The organism is Arthrobacter cupressi (genome assembly GCF_900099975.1).
Taxonomy (GTDB): domain Bacteria; phylum Actinomycetota; class Actinomycetes; order Actinomycetales; family Micrococcaceae; genus Arthrobacter; species Arthrobacter cupressi.
Genome location: NZ_FNEI01000010.1, coordinates 1 through 17870 on the forward strand (window position 1 = coordinate 1; position 17870 = coordinate 17870).

Below are 17870 nucleotides of genomic sequence, written 5' to 3' on the forward strand. Positions count from 1 at the left end.
GAGTTTTCCGTGGCATCGACTGCGGCCGGCTGGAACGGTCCGTCATTCCGGCCGGCCCTTCGGTGCGGTATCGGGCCGCCCATTTGCGGGCGGTCACGGGCGAGACCATGAACATTTTGGCGGCGGGGCCCACCGGCCAATGGTTCTCGACGATGAGTTTGGCCAAGCGCAGACGTGCGCGGGGCGTCAAAGCAGCGTTAGCGTGGGACACGAAGGCCTCCTGTTGAGATGAAGCGGTTCCTAGACAGCTCCACTTCATAACAGGAGGCCTTCGCCCGTCAGCAGATCACACGGGATTCATGAAACAACGTCCCTGGACATCACATCTAGCAACGCTGCCCTGGGGCAACGGCACTCCGGGTCATCGCTCCAGCGGGCCCAGCCAGGCATTGGCCACGGTGTTGTGCGCGGATTCATCGTTGGACGGGTGGAAAATCCCGGCCAGCACGTCCCGGTACAGGCGCTCGAGTTCGGCGCCCCGGAAATAGCTGGCACCTCCTGAGACGCGGATGGCGGTGTCCACCACCGCACGCGCGGTGTCGGTGGCGCGCAGCTTCAAGGCCACGAGCTTCGCAAACCAGAAACTGCCGTGATCCGCGCCGGAGTCCACATCCCGGGCGAGGCCGGCCAACTGGGCCCGCACCGCATCCAGAGCCATCGCGGCGTCGGCGATCTTCCAGCGGATGTCCGGATCCTGAGCGAAGCTCCGCCCGCCGTATTTGGCCGAGGTGCGGCGCTGCACGGCCTCCAGGGCCAAATCAAAGGCCCGTTCTGCCAGACCGGTGTACACGGCGGCCAGCAGGGTTTCGAAGCACGCGAAGATCGCGAAGATCAGGGGGTCTTGGTTGGGGCCGACCGGCAGCTTCCGGAAGATCCGTTCCGGCGGCACCACGGCACCGTCCAACTGGGTCGAGTTGGACTGGCTGGCGCGCATGCCCAGGGTGTCCCAGTCGGCCGCCGTCACATGGCCCGGCGCCGTACGCTCGAGGAAGCCGAAAACCAGTTCGCCTGCGCCGTCCCGGGCGGCACCGTCCTTGCCGAAGGTTCCGAGGCGGGTCCACACCGGAGAGAGGCTTGTGAAGATCTTGCGTCCGGTGAAGCTGTATCCGCCGTCCGGCAGCGGCGCCGCGACGGTCCCGGAATCGAAGAGCATGGAATCGTTGCCCGCCTCCGAGATCGCGAACGCGAACACCTCGCCCTCCCCTGCCTCCTTCAGCACGAAGGAAAGGGAGTCGTCCCCGAGGCTGTCCAAAACGCGTGCGACGCCGGTCCACACCAGATGCATGTTCACACCCAGCGCCGTGGCTGGTGCCGCCCCGGCAAGCCTGCGCTGCACGGCGGCGACTTCCGCGAGTCCCAGGCCCCGGCCGCCGTCGGACTCCGGAACGAAGAGCTTCAGGTACCCGGCCTCCGCCAGTTCCCGGAGGTCCTCGTGGAAGAAGGTGTTATCCCGGTCGTAACCCGCGGCCCTGCCCCGGATCCGTTCCAGCAGTTCGTCCGGCAGGATGTCCTCGGGGGTCACTGCATGCTCCTAGTAGCTGCTCAGGAGCCTGTTCAGCACCCGGGTGCCGAACTTCAGTGACTCGGCCGGTACGCGTTCGTCCACGCCGTGGAACATACCGGTGAAGTCGAGCTCGTCCGGGAGCATCAGCGGGGCGAAGCCGTAGCCGGTGATGCCGATCTTGCTCAGTGACTTGTTGTCGGTTCCGCCGGAGAGCGTGTAGGGAAGGACCTTGGCGCCCGGGTCTTCGGCGTGCAGGGCGTCGATCATGGAGTCGACGAGATTTCCGGCAAACGGGACTTCAAGGGAGACGTCCTTGTTGACGTAGCTGACTTCGACGCCTTCGCCGGCCAGCTGCTTGATGGTCTCGAACACCAGTTCCTGCTGGCCGGGCAGCGTGCGGCAATCCACCAGGGCCTCCGCCGATTCGGGGATCACGTTGTGCTTATAGCCCGAACGCAGCAGCGTGGGGTTGGAAGTGTTCTGGAGGGTGGCGCCCACGAAGCGGGCCACTGTGCCGAGTTCCTTGAGAAGGAGTTCGGGGTTGTCGGGGTCGAATTCGACGCCGGTGAGTTCGGTGACGCCGTCCAGGAATTGCCGGGTGGTGGGGGTCAGTTCGATCGGCCACTGGTATCCGCCGATCCGGGTGACGGCGCCGGCGAGGCGGGTGATCGCATTGTCCGTGTTGATCTGGGAGCCGTGCCCGGCCCGGCCGTGCGCCACGAGGCGGAGCCAGGAGATGCCTTTCTCGGCGGTCTGCAACAGGTAGGTGCGTTGCCCGCCGATGGTTGCGGAGAAGCCGCCGACCTCGGAGATCGCTTCGGTGGCGCCGTCGAACAGTTCGCGGCGGTGCTCGACGGCGTAACGGGCGCCGTACGTGCCGCCGGCTTCCTCGTCGGCAAAGAAGGCGAAGACAATGTCGCGTTTGGGCTTGCGTCCGGTGCGGGCGAAGTCGCGCATGACCGAAAGGATCATGGCGTCCATGTCCTTCATGTCCACCGCCCCGCGGCCCCAGATCAAGCCGTCCTTCAGTTCCCCGCTGAAGGGGTCCACGGACCACTGGTCCTTGAGTGCGGGAACGACGTCAAGGTGGCCGTGGACCACCAGGGCGTCAGCCGAGGGGTCTTCTCCGGCCATCCGGGTCACGACGCTCGCGCGGCCGGGGGCGGACTCGAAAATCTCGACGTCGAGCCCCACTTCGCTGATCAGCCCGGCCGTGTACTCCGCTGCCGCCCGCTCCCCCGGGCCGGAGTCGTCCCCGAAATTGGAGGAATCTATCCTGATGAGTTCCTGGCAGATCCGGACAACTTCGTCTTCGGGGCGGATCTCAGTCATGGAACTCTCCTCGCTGGGCTCGGTACACGTCCGGACCCGGTGTACGTTCGGGGCCGCGGCACGGCGGGCGCGGCATTCCCCAGCCTACCCATCCGCCGACGGATGTGGTGGCACAGGGCCGGTGAATTCCGGTCGCCGCCGCACTCCGGAGGCCGCCAGCGGAATTCCGGAGTCCTGGTTCCGGGGAAATGCGGCAATTGTTCCGGATTACTGAGATGCACATCACGCAGCGGGGGAAATGCAAGAATTCGTCATTAAACAATTGAGGCCCGAATTCACGAAATGAATTCGGGCCTCACGCTGTGCGCGGAGGGGGACTTGAACCCCCACCCCCTTTCGAGGACTAGCACCTCAAGCTAGCGCGTCTGCCATTCCGCCACCCGCGCAGGTGGTGTCCGGAGCCCGTTCAACGCCATGCGGCGCCTCACTTTCCTCCGAAGCAGCGAGAAAAACTCTAACACGATTGCCGGGGATTTAAAAATCGGCTGCGCGCGGAGGCCTGCCCGCAAATTGGCCTGCCTCCGTCCGGGGTGGCGCCGGGACGGCTTTACTCCAGCGTCGCCACGACACCCCTGAAGTGCCGGCGGCCGCTGCGCGGGTTCCAGCCGGTGAAGTCCGAGCGGAGCCAGCTTCCGCTGCCATCACGTGCGGTGCTGATTTCGACCGCAACGCGGGCCGGGAGGAAAACCGGTGCCTCGAACGCGACCTCCCAGCTGAAGGCGTCACTCCGGACCGGCCCCACCTCGGCGAGGGCCCGCGATGCGAGGTACATGCCGTGGGCGATCGAACGCTTCAGGCCCAGGGCCTTCGCCGAAAGCACGCTCAGGTGGATCGGGTTGAAGTCGCCCGAAACGCCCGCATAGTTCCGGCCGGTATCGACGCCGAGGGTCCAGAGCGCCGTGGGGTCGGGAGGACTGAAGGGCGCGTCTGCCCTGTTCGTCTGGACACTGTTCGTGTCCGTACCCGGCAGGAAGAAGCCTTTGGCCAGATATGAGGACACCCCGGTCCACAGGAGACCGCCATCCTTGCTGCGGACGTCGGCCACCAGGTCCACCAGGGTCCCCGCCCTGTGGCCGCGAAGATTCTCGACCCACGCCGCGATGTCCAGGGCTTCGGAAAAGTGCACAGGACGGTGCTGCTCCACGCGGTTTTCCAAGTGGATCATGCCCAGGAGCGGCAGCGGGAAGTCGTCCCGGTTCAGCACGCTCATCGCCACCGGGAACGCCAGCGCATGGATGAACCCGGCAGGCAGGAAGTCCCCGGCGCTTTCGCCGAGCAGGTGCTGGAAGGCAGTCAGCTTTTCGACATCCGCGGTGACGTCGCGGAGCTCGTGCCTTGCGCCCGGAAGGGCGGCGGCAGGCCGGGTTCCGGAGATCCGCCGCCGGGCCGCCGTCGCCGCTGCGTTCAGGTAGAGCTTGGAGAGCGAGGGCGCTTCGGGAAGGAGCACCGTCTGCCCGGCGGTTCCGTTCATGCTCACGCCCCCACCAGGTTTTGTCCGCAGACCCGCAGCACCTCACCGGAGACTCCGCTGGCGGCGTCCGAAGCGAGGAAGGCGATGGCTTCTGCGACATCAGCCGGGGTGCCCCCTTGCTGCAGGGAGTTCAACCGGCGCGCCACCTCCCTCGTCAGGAACGGGATCCGGGCAGTCATTTCGGTTTCGATGAAACCCGGGGCGACGGCGTTAATTGCGCCGCCGCGGGCCTCCAGCAGCGGCGCGGCGGCGCGCACCATCCCGATCACGCCGCCCTTGGAGGCGGCGTAGTTGCTTTGTCCGCGGTTGCCGGCGATGCCGCTGGTGGAGGCGACGGAGACAATGCGCGGGGCCACGGGGAGGCGGCCCGATCCCAGGATGGCGTCGTTGATCCGCAACTGCGAGGCGATGTTGACGGCAATGACGGAGCGCCAGCGGCCGTCGTCCATGTTAGCGAGCAGCTTGTCCCGGGTGATCCCCGCGTTGTGGACCAGGATGTCCAGGCGGCCGTGGCGTTCCAACGCGTGATGGATGATCCGCTCCCCCGCGTCGGGAACGGTGATGTCTAGTTGCAGCGCGGTGCCCCTGACCTCGTTCGCCACCTCGGCCAGGTGGTCCCCCGCTGCCGGGACGTCGACGGCGACGATGACGGCGCCGTCGCGGTGAAGGGTCCGCGCGATGGCAGCGCCGATTCCCCTCGCGGCACCGGTGACCACCGCAACCTTTCCCGCCAGGGGCTTGTCCGGGTCGCCGGGCGCCCGCCCGGCCTCGGAGGAAACCGTGAGCAACTGGCCGTCGACGAAGGCGGATCGGCCGGAGAGGAAGAAGCGCAGCGCACCGAGGGCTCCCGGGCTCTGCGGCGTCGCGTCCCGGCCGAGCAAGATACCGTTGGCCGTGGCGCCGTCGCGAAGCTCCTTGGCAAGGGAGCGGACGATTCCGTCGATGCCCTGCCGGGCGGCCGCGGCGGCCGGATCCTCTGCCGAGTCCGCCGTCCGGGAAACTGTGACGACACGTCCGCCTGGGGCGAGGTCACGAATGGAGCGGGCCGCCGTCAGCATGGGCACCTCGAGGTCCTCGGGCCGCCGGACCTGGTCCAGCATCAGGACAATCGCCCCGAGCTTCTCCTTGGGCAGGGCATTGCGGCGCACATCCAAGCCCCAGGAGAGCAGCTCAACTGCTATCCCCTCCGCGCTCTGGCTCCTGCCTTCATCACCGTTTCCGAGGACGAGGACGGGGCCCGGCACCAGCGGCTTGCCGGCCTCGTACCTGCGCAGCTCAACCGGCCGGGGCAGGCCGAGCCTCCGCGCGAGTTCACGCCCAAAGCCCTGGCTGACGAACTGCGTGTACTTGTCACTCATACCTGCTCCCCTTCCGCGGACGGGTATGCCTCGAGGATTGCCACGACCCCTTGTCCACCGGCCGCGCAGATGGAGACCAGGCCGCGGGCCGGCCGTCCGTCCACCGTGCCGCGCTCATGAAGCATTTTCGCCAGCGAGGCCACAATGCGGCCACCGGTCGCGGCGAAGGGATGGCCGGCGGCAAGCGAGGACCCGTTGACATTGAGTTTGCCGCGGTCGACGGCGCCGAACGCGCCGGACAGTCCGAGGCGGTCACGGCCGAAGTCCTCGTCTTCCCAGGCCGCCAGCGTGCTGAGCACCGTGCCGGCGAAGGCCTCGTGAATTTCAAAGAAGTCGATGTCCCCGAGGGTGAGTCCGTTGCGGGCAAGGAGCCGCGGCACCGCGAACGCCGGCGCCATCAGGAGCCCGTCCTTTCCATGGACGAAGTCGACGGCCGCGGCCTCCCCGTCCACGACGGTGGCCAGCTTGGGCAGGCCGCGTTCGTCAGCCCATTCCTCGCTGCCCAGCAGCACGGTGGCGGCACCGTCAGTGAGGGGCGTCGAGTTGCCGGCGGTCATGGTTGCCGCGGCGCCGAGGCTCTTGCCGAATACCGGCTTGAGGGAGGCGAGCTTCTCGAGGGAGGTGTCGGCGCGCAGGTTTGAGTCCCTGCTCAGCCCGCGGTACGGAGTGAGTAGGTCGTCGAAGAAGCCGCGCTCGTACGCCGCGGCGAGGTTGCGGTGGCTGGCGTACGCGAGCTCGTCCTGGGCTTCCCGGGTGATTTTCCACTGCGCCGTGGTGAGTGCCTGGTGTTCGCCCATTGAGAGGCCCGTGCGGGGTTCGCCGGTGCCGGGTGCGTCCGGGGCGATGTCCTTGGGGCGCAGCCTGGCCAATATCTTCAGGCGCGCGGGAAGGGTCTTGGCGCGGTTGAGGTCCAGCAGGACCTCGCGCAGGCCTTCGCTGACCGCAATCGGTGCATCGGAGGCTGAGTCCACTCCCCCGGCTACCGCGGAATCAATCTGTCCCAGCTTGATCTTGTTCGCCAGCCCGAGCACGGTTTCGAGGCCGGTGGCGCAGGCCTGCTGGAGATCGTAGCTCGGAGTCTCCGCGGACAAGGCCGAACCGAGGACGGCCTCGCGGGTCAGGTTGAAGTCCCTCGAATGCTTCAGCACGGCCCCGGCGGCAACCTCGCCGATCCGTTCGCCCTGCAGCCCGAAGCGGGCGATCAGCCCGTCCAGCGCAGCTGTGAGCATGTCCTGGTTGGAGGACTTTGTGTAGGCGCCGCCGCTGCGGGCAAAGGGAATCCTGTTCCCGCCGATCACAACCGCTTTGCGGACACCGGGTGACTGTGCTGCTGAGGGCATGCCTTGCTCCTTCGCTCATTCGGGTTACTGATACCCAGCGTACCTGATACGCTGGGTATCGTGAACAGCGTCACAGCCGCTAAGCGCGCGGCATCCAAAGAAGCGGCCAAAGACCCCACCGGCGCACTCCCCACGGGACCGGCGGACTTCATCGCTCCCGCCGTCGACGGCCGTGCCGCCCGCTGGCAGAACCACCGGGAAGAGCGCCGCCGCGAACTGATCAAGGCCGCACGCAAAGCCGTGCACGCCCTGGGCGGCGACGCCTCCATGGAGGACATCGCCGCCGCCGCGGGTACCTCGAAGCCGGTCTTCTACCGCTACTTCGGCGACAAAGCAGGACTCCAGCAGGCCATGGGCGAAATGGTCCTGGCGCAGATGCAGCGCAGGATGAAGGAAGCGGTGGCCATCGCTGTCACCGCCCGGGAGGGGCTGTTCGCGATGGTGTCGGCCTATCTGCAGATGGCCGAGTCCAGCCCGAACGTCTACGCGTTTGTTACCCGCTTGCCGCACAGTGAAGCCGGCCAGCAGGATGCGCTCGCCGCGTCAGGGGCCTTGGGGCACTTTTTCGAATCGATCAGCGCCATGATGGCGGCACCCATGCGGGAACACCTGGGAGCGGACGCCGCAACGCTCATCGACTACTGGCCGACGGCGGCCATCGGCATGGTCCGCAGCGCCGGTGAGCTCTGGCTCAGTTCCCCGGACTCGCCCGGGAAACCTGACCAGCAGGCCATGGCCGCGCACATCACCGACTGGCTGTGCACCGGAATCGCCACGGGCGGCGCAGTCGCCAGGAACAAGCAATGACCCACCGTTTGGAAACCACGAAGGAATCACATGACTGAAGTAGTGGATCGCACCATCTCCGGCACCACGACGGCCGGATCCGGAAGTGCCGGCACCACGGCCGTTGATGTCGCCGCACTCGGCGAACTGTTGCTCGGCCGTTGGGCGGACGTCCGGCGCCAAGCCCGTGAGCTGGCTGGCCGTCCCGAAGTCCACAAGATCGAGGGACTGACCCATACGGAACACCGGAAGCGCGTGTTCGGGCAACTGGGCTACCTGGTGGAGCACAACGCCGTGCACCGGGCCTTTCCCGTGCGGCTGGGCGGTTCGGACGACCACGGCGGCAACATTGCCGGCTTCGAGGAACTGGTCACCGCGGACCCGTCCCTGCAGATCAAGGCCGGGGTCCAGTGGGGCCTGTTCGGATCGGCTGTGCTTCACCTCGGCACCGCCGAGCACCATGACAAGTGGCTGCCGGGCATCATGAGCCTGGAGATCCCGGGCTGCTTCGCCATGACCGAAACCGGCCACGGCTCGGACGTTGCGAGCATCGCCACCACCGCGAGCTACGACGATGCCACGCAGGAATTCGTCATCGACACCCCGTTCCGGGCCGCGTGGAAGGACTACATCGGCAATGCGGCAAACGACGGCCTGGCCGCCGTCGTCTTCGCCCAGCTGGTGACCCGCAACGTCAACCACGGCGTCCACGCCTTCTACGTGCCGCTACGCGATCCGCAGAGCAAGGAATTCCTGCCAGGAATCGGCGGCGAGGATGACGGCGTCAAGGGCGGGCTGAACGGCATCGACAACGGCAGGCTGCACTTCAGCAACGTGCGCGTCCCTCGGACGAACCTGCTCAACCGTTACGGCAACGTCTCCCCCGACGGGGAATACAGCTCGCCCATCACCAGCCCCGGCCGTCGCTTCTTCACCATGCTCGGCACCCTGGTCCAGGGCCGCGTTTCGCTGGACGGAGCCGCGGTGGCCGCGAGCAAGGTCGCGCTGAAGACGGCCATCCAATACGCCAGCGAACGGCGCCAGTTCAATTCCTCCTCACCGGTGGAGGAAGAGGTGCTGCTCGACTACCAGCGCCACCAGCGGCGCCTGTTCACCCGCCTCGCCACCACCTACGCGGCTGGCTTCGCCCATGAGCAGCTGCTGGAGAAATTCGATGAGGTCTTTTCCGGAACCCGGGATACGGACGCAGACCGGCAGGACCTCGAAACCCTCGCCGCCGCGCTCAAGCCACTGAGCACATGGCACGCGCTGGACACCCTGCAGGAATGCCGCGAAGCCTGCGGCGGCGCCGGATTCCTGATCGAGAACCGCTTCGCCTCGCTGCGCGCCGACCTGGACGTCTATGCCACCTTCGAAGGCGACAACACCGTGCTTCTGCAACTCGTCGCCAAGCGGCTGCTGGCGGACTACGCCAAGGAATTCAGCTCCGTGGACTTCGGCGTGCTGGCCCGCTTCGTGGCATCGCAGGCGGCCGGCGTCGCGCTGCATCGCACGGGCCTGCGCCAGGTGGCCCAGTTCGTCGCCGATACCGGCTCCGTGCAGAAGGCAGCGCTGGCGCTGAGGGACGAAGAAGGCCAGCGCACCCTCCTGACGGACCGGGTGCAGTCGATGGTCGCCGAGGTTGCCGCAGCATTGAAGGGAGCGAACAAGCTCCCCCAGCACCAGGCAGCGGCGCTGTTCAACCAGCACCAGGACGACCTCATCGACGCCGCCCGCGCCCACGCCGAACTCCTGCAGTGGGAGGCCTTCACCGAGGCCCTGGCTTTGGTCAAGGACCCGGGCACCCGGCAGGTGCTCACCTGGCTGCGTGACCTCTTCGGCCTGTCCCTTATCGAGACGCACTTGTCCTGGTACCTCATGAACGGCCGGCTCTCCATGCAGCGCGGCCGGACGGTCGGCGCCTACATCAACCGGCTCCTGGCGAAGATCCGCCCGCACGCCCTCGATCTCGTGGACGCCTTCGGCTACGGACCGGAGCACCTGCGCGCGGCCATCGCGTCTGGTGCCGAGCAGCAGCGCCAAGACGAGGCGCGCGATTACTTCCAGGCGCAGCGGGCCGACGGTTCCGCTCCGGTGGAGGAAAAGAGCCTGCCCGCGCTCAAGCGCTGAGCCCGTCAGGGGTCCACTAACGACGACGGCGGCGCCGCGCCTTCGCAAGTTTGTTTGCGGAAGGTGCGGCGCCGCCGTCGTGGTTTAACCCGTGGTGAGCCGGGCGCGGCAATGGCGCTTAGGCGAGCACCGAACGGTAGACCTCGAGGGTGGTCTGGGTGATCGATTCCCAGGAGAAATGCGCTTCGGCCCGTGCGCGGCCGGCGGCGCCCATGGCCTTCGCACGCTCGGGGTCGGAGACCACCTCGGTGAGGGCCGCGGCGAAATCCGCCACGAACTTCTCCGGGTCCAGCGGGGTGCCGGTGCCGTCGGTGACCTGTTCCAGTTCCACCAGCAGCCCGGTTGCACCGTGGTCGACAACCTCCGGGATCCCGCCCGTGGCGCTGGCCACGACAGCCGCGCCGCAGGCCATGGCCTCCAGGTTCACGATGCCCAGCGGTTCGTAGATGGACGGGCAGGCAAAAGCGGTGGCGTGGCTGAGCACCTGGATGAGCTCCTTGCGCGGCAGCATGCGCTCGATCAGGATGACGCCCTCGCGCTTGCTCTGCAACTCTTCGATCAGGGCTGCGGTTTCCGCAGCGAGTTCCGGGGTGTCCGCGGCGCCGAGGCACAGCACCAGCTGGACGTTGTCCGGCAACTTCGCTGCGGCCCGGAGCAGATAAGGCACACCCTTCTGGCGGGTGTTCCGGCCGACGAACACCACGCTGGGCTTCGCCGGATCGATGCCGAGGGCGCGGACGTGCTCCTCGCCGGCATCCGGCTGCCACAGCTCCACGTCGATGCCGTTGTGGACCACCCGCACCTTGGCGGGATCGACCTCCGGGTAGCTGCGCAGGATGTCCTGACGCATGCCTTCTGACACGGCGATGATTGCGGCAGCCGCTTCATAGGCGGTCTTCTCCACCCAGGAGGACAGCGCGTAGCCGCCGCCGAGCTGCTCGGCCTTCCACGGGCGCAGCGGCTCGAGGCTGTGCGCGCTCAGGACGTGCGGAATCCCGTGCAGCAGTGAGGCGAGGTGCCCGGCCATGTTCGCGTACCAGGTGTGGGAATGCACCAGGTCGGCGCCGGCGACGTCGGGCACGATCCGCAGGTCGACGCCCAGGGTCTGCACCGCGGCGTTGGCGGAGGCGAGGTCTTCCGGCGTCGTATAGGACGTCACAGTTGCCCCGTGGTAGTCGGCGTCGCGGGGCGCACCGAAGGCGCGCACCTGCAGGTCCACGTGCTGGGCAAGGACCCGGCTGAGCTCGGCAACATGCACTCCGGCCCCGCCATAGATCTCGGGAGGAAATTCTTTAGTCACAATGTCTACGCGCATGGTGCCTAACGTAGTCGTTCCCGGGTATCTGTTCTAGTGTGAAGGAGTCCGGCATCCCGGGCTCTTCGGGGGCTTCAAGACGTACAGGGAGAAATACACCAATGGCGTTGAAGAAAGTATTGGCGATCGTGTTGGCAGGCGGCGAAGGGAACCGCCTGATGCCACTGACAGCGGACCGGGCCAAACCGGCCGTGCCGTTCGCCGGCGGGTATCGGTTGATAGATTTCGCGCTCTCGAATCTGGTCAATTCGGGGTACCTGCAGATCGTTGTGCTCACGCAGTACAAGTCGCACAGCCTTGACCGGCACATCTCGGAAACCTGGCGCATGTCCACCCAGCTCGGCAGGTACGTGGCCTCCGTCCCGGCCCAGCAGCGCGTCGGCAAGAGCTGGTTCCTGGGCAGCGCGAACGCGATCTACCAGTCCCTGAACCTGATCCACGACGCCAACCCGGACATTGTGGTGGTGGTCGGCGCTGACCACGTGTACCGGATGGACTTCTCGCAGATGGTGGAGCAGCACATCGCCAGCGGGGCCAAGGCGACCGTTGCCGCCGTGCGCCAGCCCCTGTCCATGGCCAACCAGTTCGGCGTGATCGAAGTTGACCAGAACGATCCCCAGAAGATCTCCGCCTTCGTCGAGAAGCCGGCCGAAACCGCCGGTCTCGCGGCGGATCCCAGCCAGTTCCTGGCCTCCATGGGCAACTACGTCTTCGACGCCGACGCCCTGGTCGACGCGCTCCGCCTCGACGCCGAACGGCTGGACACCAAGCACGACATGGGCGGGGACATCATTCCCTACTTCGTGGGCAAGGGCGAAGCGGGAGTGTACGACTTCACGCTCAACAACATCCCCGGATCGACCGAACGCGACCGCACCTACTGGCGCGACGTGGGCACCATCGACTCCTTCTATGACGCCCACATGGACCTCATTTCCCCGGTCCCGGTCTTCAACCTCTACAACTCCGAGTGGCCCATCTACACGCGCCAGAGCATTTCCCCGCCGGCCAAGTTCGTCCGCGGGGAGAACCAGACCGTGGGTACGGCGCTGGACTCCATCGTGGCCAGCGGCGTGGTGGTCTCCGGCGGCATCGTGGAGGGCTCGGTGCTGGCCAACGACGTCTACGTGGGCACCGCCAGCCGGGTCCAGGACTCCGTGCTGATGGACAAGGTGCGGGTCGGCGAAGGCGCCGTGATCAACCGCGCGATCATCGACAAGAACGTCCGGATCCCGGCCGGCGCCGCCATCGGCCTGGACCCGGACCTGGACCGCGCCCGCGGCTACAAGGTCACCCAATCCGGCATCACCGTCCTGGCCAAGGGGCAGCTGGTCCCGGAACCCGAGGAGGCCGAGCTGGCGCTCTCCGCGGAGTACCGGCGCAGCCTGCCGAAGGCGGTCGAGGCGGCGACTGCGGGACTCCCGGACGCCCGCGAATCCCTGGAGAAAACCGCCGAAGCCCAGGCATCCGCCGTCGAGGTCTGACCCCGGCCCCGAAGCAGGCAGCCTCCCCGTCCCGTACGGGGAGGCTGCCTTCGTTTCAGCCCCTTCCGCGGGCCTGTAAAATTGGAGCAATGAGCTCCGAGTTGACGCCTGATGAGATCCAGGCCTGCCTCAAGGTCCTGAATACGATCCACGCCTATGACGAGGAGCACCCGGACTACATCGCCGTCCGGCGTGCCACCGGGAAGATGTTCAAGGCCGTCAAGCGGCACCGCCGGGTCACCAAGCGGGATGCCATCGCCGAGGCCGACCGCGCCGTGATGGCCCTGACCGCGACGGCGGCGCCGGACCGGATCGACGACGAAACCCGCGGCAACAAGCTCGCCAGTTCGGCCACCGGCGAGATCGCCGGGCACCTGCTCCGTTCGCGGCCCTGCTACATCTGCAAGCAGCACTACACGCAGGTGGACGCCTTCTACCACCAGTTGTGCCCCGATTGCGCTGCCTTCAGCCACAGCAAGCGGGACGCCCGGACGGACCTGACCGGCCGCCGGGCCCTCCTCACCGGCGGGCGCGCAAAGATCGGGATGTACATCGCCCTGCGGCTGCTGCGCGACGGCGCCCACACCACCATCACCACGCGCTTCCCCAAGGACGCCGCGCGCCGCTTCGCGGCGATGGAGGACAGCGCCGAGTGGCTGCACCGGTTGAAGATCGTAGGCATCGACCTCCGTGATCCCTCACAGGTGATGGCCCTGACGGATTCGCTGGACGCCGCCGGCCCGCTGGATATCATCATCAACAACGCGGCCCAGACTGTCCGGCGTTCCGGCAATGCCTACAAGCCGCTGGTCGACGCCGAGGACGAGCCGCTGCCCGCGGCACTGCAGGCAGGTAACGGCGGCCCGGAACTCGTCACCTTCGGCCACGCCCACGACAAGCATCCCCTGGCCATTGCACACAGCGTCAGCGAACACCCGGTCCTGGCCGGGGATGCCATCACCTCACTGGCCCTGTCCACCGGTTCCGCGTCGTTGGAACGCATCGCCAGCGGCACCGCCATCGACGCCGGCGGCCTGGTCCCGGACCTGGCCGCGGTAAACAGCTGGACCCAGGTGGTGGACGAAGTGGACCCGCTTGAGATGCTCGAAGTCCAGCTGTGCAACGTCACCGCTCCGTTCCTGCTGGTGAGCCGCCTGCGTGGAGCGATGAAGCGCTCCACCGCCCGCCGGAAGTACATCGTGAACGTCTCCGCCATGGAGGGTCAGTTCTCCCGGGTCTACAAGGGCCCGGGGCACCCGCACACCAACATGGCCAAGGCGGCGCTGAACATGATGACCCGCACCAGCGCCCAGGAAATGCTGGATACTGACGGCATCCTGATGACCGCCGTGGACACTGGCTGGATCACCGATGAACGCCCGCACTACACGAAGGTCCGACTCATGGAGGAGGGCTTCCACGCCCCGCTGGACCTGGTGGACGGCGCCGCCCGGGTCTACGATCCCATCGTCATGGGCGAACAGGGCGAGGACCAGTTCGGCGTCTTCCTTAAGGACTACAAGCCCAGCCCCTGGTAAACCGGACTTACACAACAAGAATGGCCGGTACTGGAACATCCAGTGCCGGCCATCTTTGTTGATGCGCGCTTCTTAATGCACCTGCCTTCAGGCCAGGCGGGTGATTTCCACTGTCACGGTCAGCGCCGATCCTCCACCGCCGGACAGGATGCCCTTTAGCGGCGGAACGTCGCGGTAGTCCCGGCCGCGGGCCACGGTCACGTGGTGGTCCCCGGCCGGTTTGTGGTTGGTGGGGTCCCAACTGCGCCACTCGCCGTCCCACCACTCCAGCCACGCGTGGGACTGGCCGGCCACGGTCTCGCCGATTTCCGCCGTCGAACGCGGGTGGATGTAACCGGACACGTACCGCGCCGGGATGCCGCAACTGCGCAGCGAGCCGATCGCCAGGTGCGCCAGGTCCTGGCAAACCCCCTGGCGCTGGGTCCACGCCTGCTCGGCGTTCGTGGTCACCCCGGTGCTGCCCTTCATGTAGGTCATCTCGCCGCGCATCCATTCGAAGACGGACATGGCGGCGTCGTGCGGGTTCCGGCCCGCCACGATCCCGGGGATGATCGCCAGTACTTCGTCGCCGGGGCCGCTCAGGCGGGACTGCGGAAGCCAGTCGCTGAACTGGTCGCGGACGGCCTCGGAATCGAGCGTCTCCCAGTCGACGATCTGTTCCGGCAGCGCGATCTTCTCGGACCGGTGCACCTCGACGGTGCTGGTGGCCAGCACTTCGAGCCGTTCGTGCGGCATCTGCATGTCGAAGGCGGTGACGCGGGTGCCCCAGTAGTCGCGGTAGCTGCTGACCGCGGCCTGCGACGGCGTGACCTTCAGCGAGGTTTCCAGGACCACCTGCTGCGGGTCGGTCAGCGGGGTCATCCTGGCCTCGTTGTAGGACAGGGTGACGCGCTTGTTGTACTTGTACGCGGTCTTGTGGACGATGCTCAGCCGGGTCATGAAACTTCTCCCACCCAGGCCAGCTCATCCGCCTGATTGAAGTACTTACGGGAAATCGCGTCGGAGGCCTGGGTGACCGCCTTCTGCACACGGTCCATGTGCTCGGGAAGTTCGGCCATCAGATCGTCCGTGCGGTGGAACTCCAGGAACGTCCTGGCCTGGCCCACGATCCTGCGGGCGTCGTTGATGAAGCCCACCCGCTGGGCCGAAGGGTCAAGCTTGGCCAGGCATTCGTCGGCGTCGCGCAGCGCGTACACGATCGAGCGCGGGAACAGCCGGTCCAGCAGGAGGAACTCCGCCGCGTGCTGGTCGCCGAAGGCGGCCCGCCGGGTCCTCAGGAACGACTCGTACGCGCCGGCGCAGCGCAGCATGTTCACCCAGGACATGCCCGCGGAGAGCACGTCCCGGGTGGAGAGCATGCGGGCGGTCATGTCGGCGCGCTCCAGGGAACGGCCCAGCACCAGGAACAGCCAGCTTTCGTCGTGGCTGACCGTGGTGTCGGCCAGGCCGCGGACCATGGCGGTGCGTTCAAGGACCCAGTTGCAGAAGCGGTAGGTGCCCACCACGTCCTTGCGGTGCTGGTTCAGTCCGTAGTACGTCGTGTTGAGGCACTCCCAGAGGGACGATGACACCGTTTCGCGGGCCCGGCGTGCATTCTCGCGTGCGGCACCCAGGGAGCCGGCGATCGAGGATGCGTTGGATTTGTCGTAGGCCAGGGCGTGGAGGAGCTCCGGCAGCCCGAACTCCTCGCTTTGCGGCCGCGCGCCCATGACAGCCAGGAGTTCGCGGGCCACGCTGCGCTGCTCCTCGAGCGGCAGATGGTTCAAGCGCTCCAAGTGGACATCCAGGATCCTGGCGGTGCCGTCGGCACGTTCCACGTAGCGTCCGATCCAGAAGAGTGACTCGGCAATACGGCTCAGCACGGGCCTGCCTCCTTGGTGTTCGGGGTCTTGTCAGAAGAAGGGACGGGCAGGGCCGCGCTCATTGCTGCTCCTGCTCCGACTGGCGGTCCCGCCAGTTGCTTTCGACGGGCCAGACGGACACCTGCTCGCGGACGCTGATGCTTGGCCGCGGGAAGTCGGGTCCGGGCAGCTGCGGGGAATCGGAGAGCACCCAGGTGTCCTTCGAGCCGCCGCCCTGGCTGGAGTTCACGATCAGCGATCCCTCCTTCAGCGCCACCCGGGTCAGGCCGCCGGGCAGCACCCAGACGTCGTCGCCGTCGTTCACTGCAAACGGACGCAGGTCCACGTGGCGCGGGCCGAACTTGTCCCCGGAGAGGGTGGGCACGGTGGAGAGCTGCAGCACCGGCTGCGCGATCCAGCCGCGCGGGTCCGTGAGGATCCGGCTGCGGAGGGCGTCGAGTTCCTCCTTTGACGCGGCCGGACCGATCACGAGGCCCTTGCCGCCGGAGCCGTCCACCGGCTTGACGACCAGTTCGTCCAGGCGGTCCAGCACGTGCTCGCGGGCTTCCTTCTCTTCCAGTCGGAAGGTGTCCACGTTCGCGATGACCGGCTCTTCGTGCAGGTAATAGCGGATGAGGTCCGGAACGTAGCTGTAAACCAGCTTGTCGTCGGCGACGCCGTTGCCCACCGCGTTGGCAATGGTGACACCGCCGGCGCGGGCCGCGTTGACCAGTCCGGGGCAGCCGAGCATGGAGTCGGAGCGGAACTGCAACGGATCCAGGAAGTCGTCGTCGATGCGCTTGTAGATGACGTCCACGCGCTGCTCGCCGGCGGTGGTCCGCATGTAGACGCGGTTGCCGCGGCAGATGAGGTCACGGCCCTCCACGAGTTCCACGCCCATGAGGCCGGCCAGGAGGGTGTGTTCGAAGTAGGCGCTGTTGAAGACGCCGGGGGTCAGAACGACGACGGTGGGATCGTCGACGCCGGACGGTGCGGTCTTGCGCAGGGCGGACAGCAACCGGCGCGGGTACTCCTCGACGGGACGGATGTGCTGCTGGCCGAACGCTTCGGGCAGGCCCTTGGCCATGGCGCGGCGGTTTTCGAGCACGTAGCTGACGCCGGACGGGACACGCACGTTGTCTTCGAGGACACGGAACGTGCCCGCGGCGTCGCGGACCACGTCGATGCCGGAGACGTGGACGCGGACACCACCGGCCGGTTCGAAACCGTGGACGGCACGGTGGAAGTGGGCGCTGGTGGTGATGAGCTGGCGCGGAATGACGCCGTCGGTCACCACCGACATCCGCCCGTAGACGTCGTCGAGGAAGGCTTCGAGGGCGCGCACGCGCTGGGCGACGCCGCGTTCGAGGGTTTCCCATTCATCTGCAGGAATCACCCGGGGCACGATGTCCAGCGGGAAGGGACGCTCCTCCCCCGCATAGTCGAAGGTGACACCGCGGTCCAGGAAGGTCCGTGCCATCGAGTCGGCACGGGCGCTGACGTCGGCCAGTGACAACTCCTTCAGTGCTCCCTCGACCTGGCCGTACGATCTCCTGGCGATCAACCCCGGTGCGAACATCTCGTCGTAGGCACCGGAACGCGCCACGGCCTCGGAATAATCCTGGAATAGCTCTGACATGGGACTCAGGTAATCACCTATTCATTTCGGGCGCATTTCGCGCCGGTTGTGTGACGTACTTCACGTCCTCACCGCTGCGGAGCCGGCTTCCGGAATGAGCGCTTCGTCCGGAATTCCCCGGCCCCGTAGCTG

General features: G+C 67.0%; 14 protein-coding genes and 1 tRNA gene. 4 read left to right on the forward strand and 11 right to left on the reverse strand.

Translation table 11 applies throughout. The features are described 5' to 3' along the window. From BLP88_RS12180 to BLP88_RS12210, 7 genes are all read right to left on the reverse strand, one after another. A partial coding sequence (locus BLP88_RS12180) for a helix-turn-helix domain-containing protein (RefSeq protein ID WP_139163381.1) occupies positions 1–211 on the reverse strand: 211 nt, incomplete at its 3' end. Positions 212–361: 150 nt separating this feature from the next. Further along, positions 362–1522, reverse strand: a complete 1161-nt coding sequence (locus tag BLP88_RS12185; protein WP_074589547.1) for an acyl-CoA dehydrogenase family protein — start codon at positions 1520–1522, stop codon at positions 362–364. A 9-nt stretch (positions 1523–1531) separates the two neighbouring features. Then, on the reverse strand, positions 1532–2836 hold the full coding sequence (locus BLP88_RS12190; protein ID WP_074589549.1) for a M20/M25/M40 family metallo-hydrolase: 1305 nt from the start codon (positions 2834–2836) through the stop codon (positions 1532–1534). Between the two features lie 303 nt (positions 2837–3139). Further along, a tRNA-Leu gene (locus BLP88_RS12195) sits at positions 3140–3222 on the reverse strand. Between the two features lie 161 nt (positions 3223–3383). Continuing rightward, the gene (locus BLP88_RS12200; RefSeq protein WP_074589550.1) at positions 3384–4307 is read right to left on the reverse strand and encodes a MaoC family dehydratase; all 924 of its coding nucleotides are present in this window, start codon (positions 4305–4307) and stop codon (positions 3384–3386) included. Between the two features lie 2 nt (positions 4308–4309). Beyond that, positions 4310–5665: a 3-oxoacyl-ACP reductase gene (locus BLP88_RS12205; RefSeq protein ID WP_074589551.1), complete on the reverse strand. Its 1356-nt coding sequence runs from the start codon at positions 5663–5665 to the stop codon at positions 4310–4312. Continuing rightward, positions 5662–7005 carry an acetyl-CoA C-acetyltransferase gene (locus tag BLP88_RS12210; RefSeq protein ID WP_074589553.1) on the reverse strand — a complete coding sequence of 448 codons (1344 nt, stop codon included), beginning with the start codon at positions 7003–7005 and terminating at the stop codon, positions 5662–5664. Before BLP88_RS12210 ends, BLP88_RS12205 begins: the two co-directional genes overlap by 4 nt. A 150-nt stretch (positions 7006–7155) precedes the next feature. Here BLP88_RS12210 and BLP88_RS12215 point away from each other — a divergent pair, with 150 nt between their 5' ends. Both BLP88_RS12215 and BLP88_RS12220 read left to right on the forward strand, forming a co-directional pair. Beyond that, complete coding sequence (locus BLP88_RS12215) at positions 7156–7812, forward strand: TetR/AcrR family transcriptional regulator (protein ID WP_074589771.1); 657 nt, start codon at positions 7156–7158, stop codon at positions 7810–7812. Between the two features lie 30 nt (positions 7813–7842). Continuing rightward, complete coding sequence (locus BLP88_RS12220) at positions 7843–9921, forward strand: acyl-CoA dehydrogenase family protein (protein WP_074589555.1); 2079 nt, start codon at positions 7843–7845, stop codon at positions 9919–9921. Positions 9922–10039: 118 nt separating this feature from the next. Here BLP88_RS12220 and glgA read toward each other — a convergent pair whose 3' ends face one another. Then, on the reverse strand, positions 10040–11236 hold the full coding sequence (gene glgA / locus BLP88_RS12225; RefSeq protein ID WP_074589557.1) for a glycogen synthase: 1197 nt from the start codon (positions 11234–11236) through the stop codon (positions 10040–10042). Positions 11237–11337: 101 nt separating this feature from the next. Here glgA and glgC point away from each other — a divergent pair, with 101 nt between their 5' ends. Both glgC and BLP88_RS12235 read left to right on the forward strand, forming a co-directional pair. Further along, positions 11338–12720 (forward strand): glucose-1-phosphate adenylyltransferase, encoded by a 1383-nt coding sequence (gene glgC / locus BLP88_RS12230; protein ID WP_074589558.1) that lies wholly within the window; start codon positions 11338–11340, stop codon positions 12718–12720. A gap of 89 nt (positions 12721–12809) precedes the next feature. Then, positions 12810–14258 (forward strand): SDR family NAD(P)-dependent oxidoreductase, encoded by a 1449-nt coding sequence (locus tag BLP88_RS12235; protein ID WP_074589560.1) that lies wholly within the window; start codon positions 12810–12812, stop codon positions 14256–14258. Between the two features lie 87 nt (positions 14259–14345). Here BLP88_RS12235 and BLP88_RS12240 read toward each other — a convergent pair whose 3' ends face one another. From BLP88_RS12240 to BLP88_RS12250, 3 genes are read right to left on the reverse strand one after another with little or no spacing between them, the layout of a single operon-like run. Next, positions 14346–15197, reverse strand: coding sequence for a transglutaminase family protein (locus BLP88_RS12240; RefSeq protein WP_074589562.1), 852 nt, complete (start codon positions 15195–15197; stop codon positions 14346–14348). Beyond that, complete coding sequence (locus BLP88_RS12245; protein ID WP_074589564.1) at positions 15194–16120, reverse strand: alpha-E domain-containing protein; 927 nt, start codon at positions 16118–16120, stop codon at positions 15194–15196. Before BLP88_RS12245 ends, BLP88_RS12240 begins: the two co-directional genes overlap by 4 nt. Positions 16121–16178: 58 nt before the next feature. Beyond that, entirely contained in the window at positions 16179–17738 is a 1560-nt protein-coding gene (locus BLP88_RS12250; protein ID WP_074589566.1) for a circularly permuted type 2 ATP-grasp protein, read from the reverse strand. Between the last annotated feature and the right edge of the window lie 132 nt (positions 17739–17870).

Excerpts from the sequence above, each read along its gene's own strand:
- BLP88_RS12250 (WP_074589566.1), bottom strand. The coding sequence starts at position 17,738 with ATGTCAGAGCTATTCCAGGATTATTCCGAGGCCGTGGCGCGTTCCGGT.
- BLP88_RS12190 (WP_074589549.1), bottom strand. The coding sequence starts at position 2,836 with ATGACTGAGATCCGCCCCGAAGACGAAGTTGTCCGGATCTGCCAGGAA.
- BLP88_RS12200 (WP_074589550.1), bottom strand. The coding sequence starts at position 4,307 with ATGAACGGAACCGCCGGGCAGACGGTGCTCCTTCCCGAAGCGCCCTCG.
- BLP88_RS12240 (WP_074589562.1), bottom strand. The coding sequence starts at position 15,197 with ATGACCCGGCTGAGCATCGTCCACAAGACCGCGTACAAGTACAACAAG.
- BLP88_RS12210 (WP_074589553.1), bottom strand. The coding sequence starts at position 7,005 with ATGCCCTCAGCAGCACAGTCACCCGGTGTCCGCAAAGCGGTTGTGATC.
- glgC (WP_074589558.1), top strand. The coding sequence starts at position 11,338 with ATGGCGTTGAAGAAAGTATTGGCGATCGTGTTGGCAGGCGGCGAAGGG.
- BLP88_RS12235 (WP_074589560.1), top strand. The coding sequence starts at position 12,810 with ATGAGCTCCGAGTTGACGCCTGATGAGATCCAGGCCTGCCTCAAGGTC.
- glgA (WP_074589557.1), bottom strand. The coding sequence starts at position 11,236 with ATGCGCGTAGACATTGTGACTAAAGAATTTCCTCCCGAGATCTATGGC.
- BLP88_RS12205 (WP_074589551.1), bottom strand. The coding sequence starts at position 5,665 with ATGAGTGACAAGTACACGCAGTTCGTCAGCCAGGGCTTTGGGCGTGAA.
- BLP88_RS12220 (WP_074589555.1), top strand. The coding sequence starts at position 7,843 with ATGACTGAAGTAGTGGATCGCACCATCTCCGGCACCACGACGGCCGGA.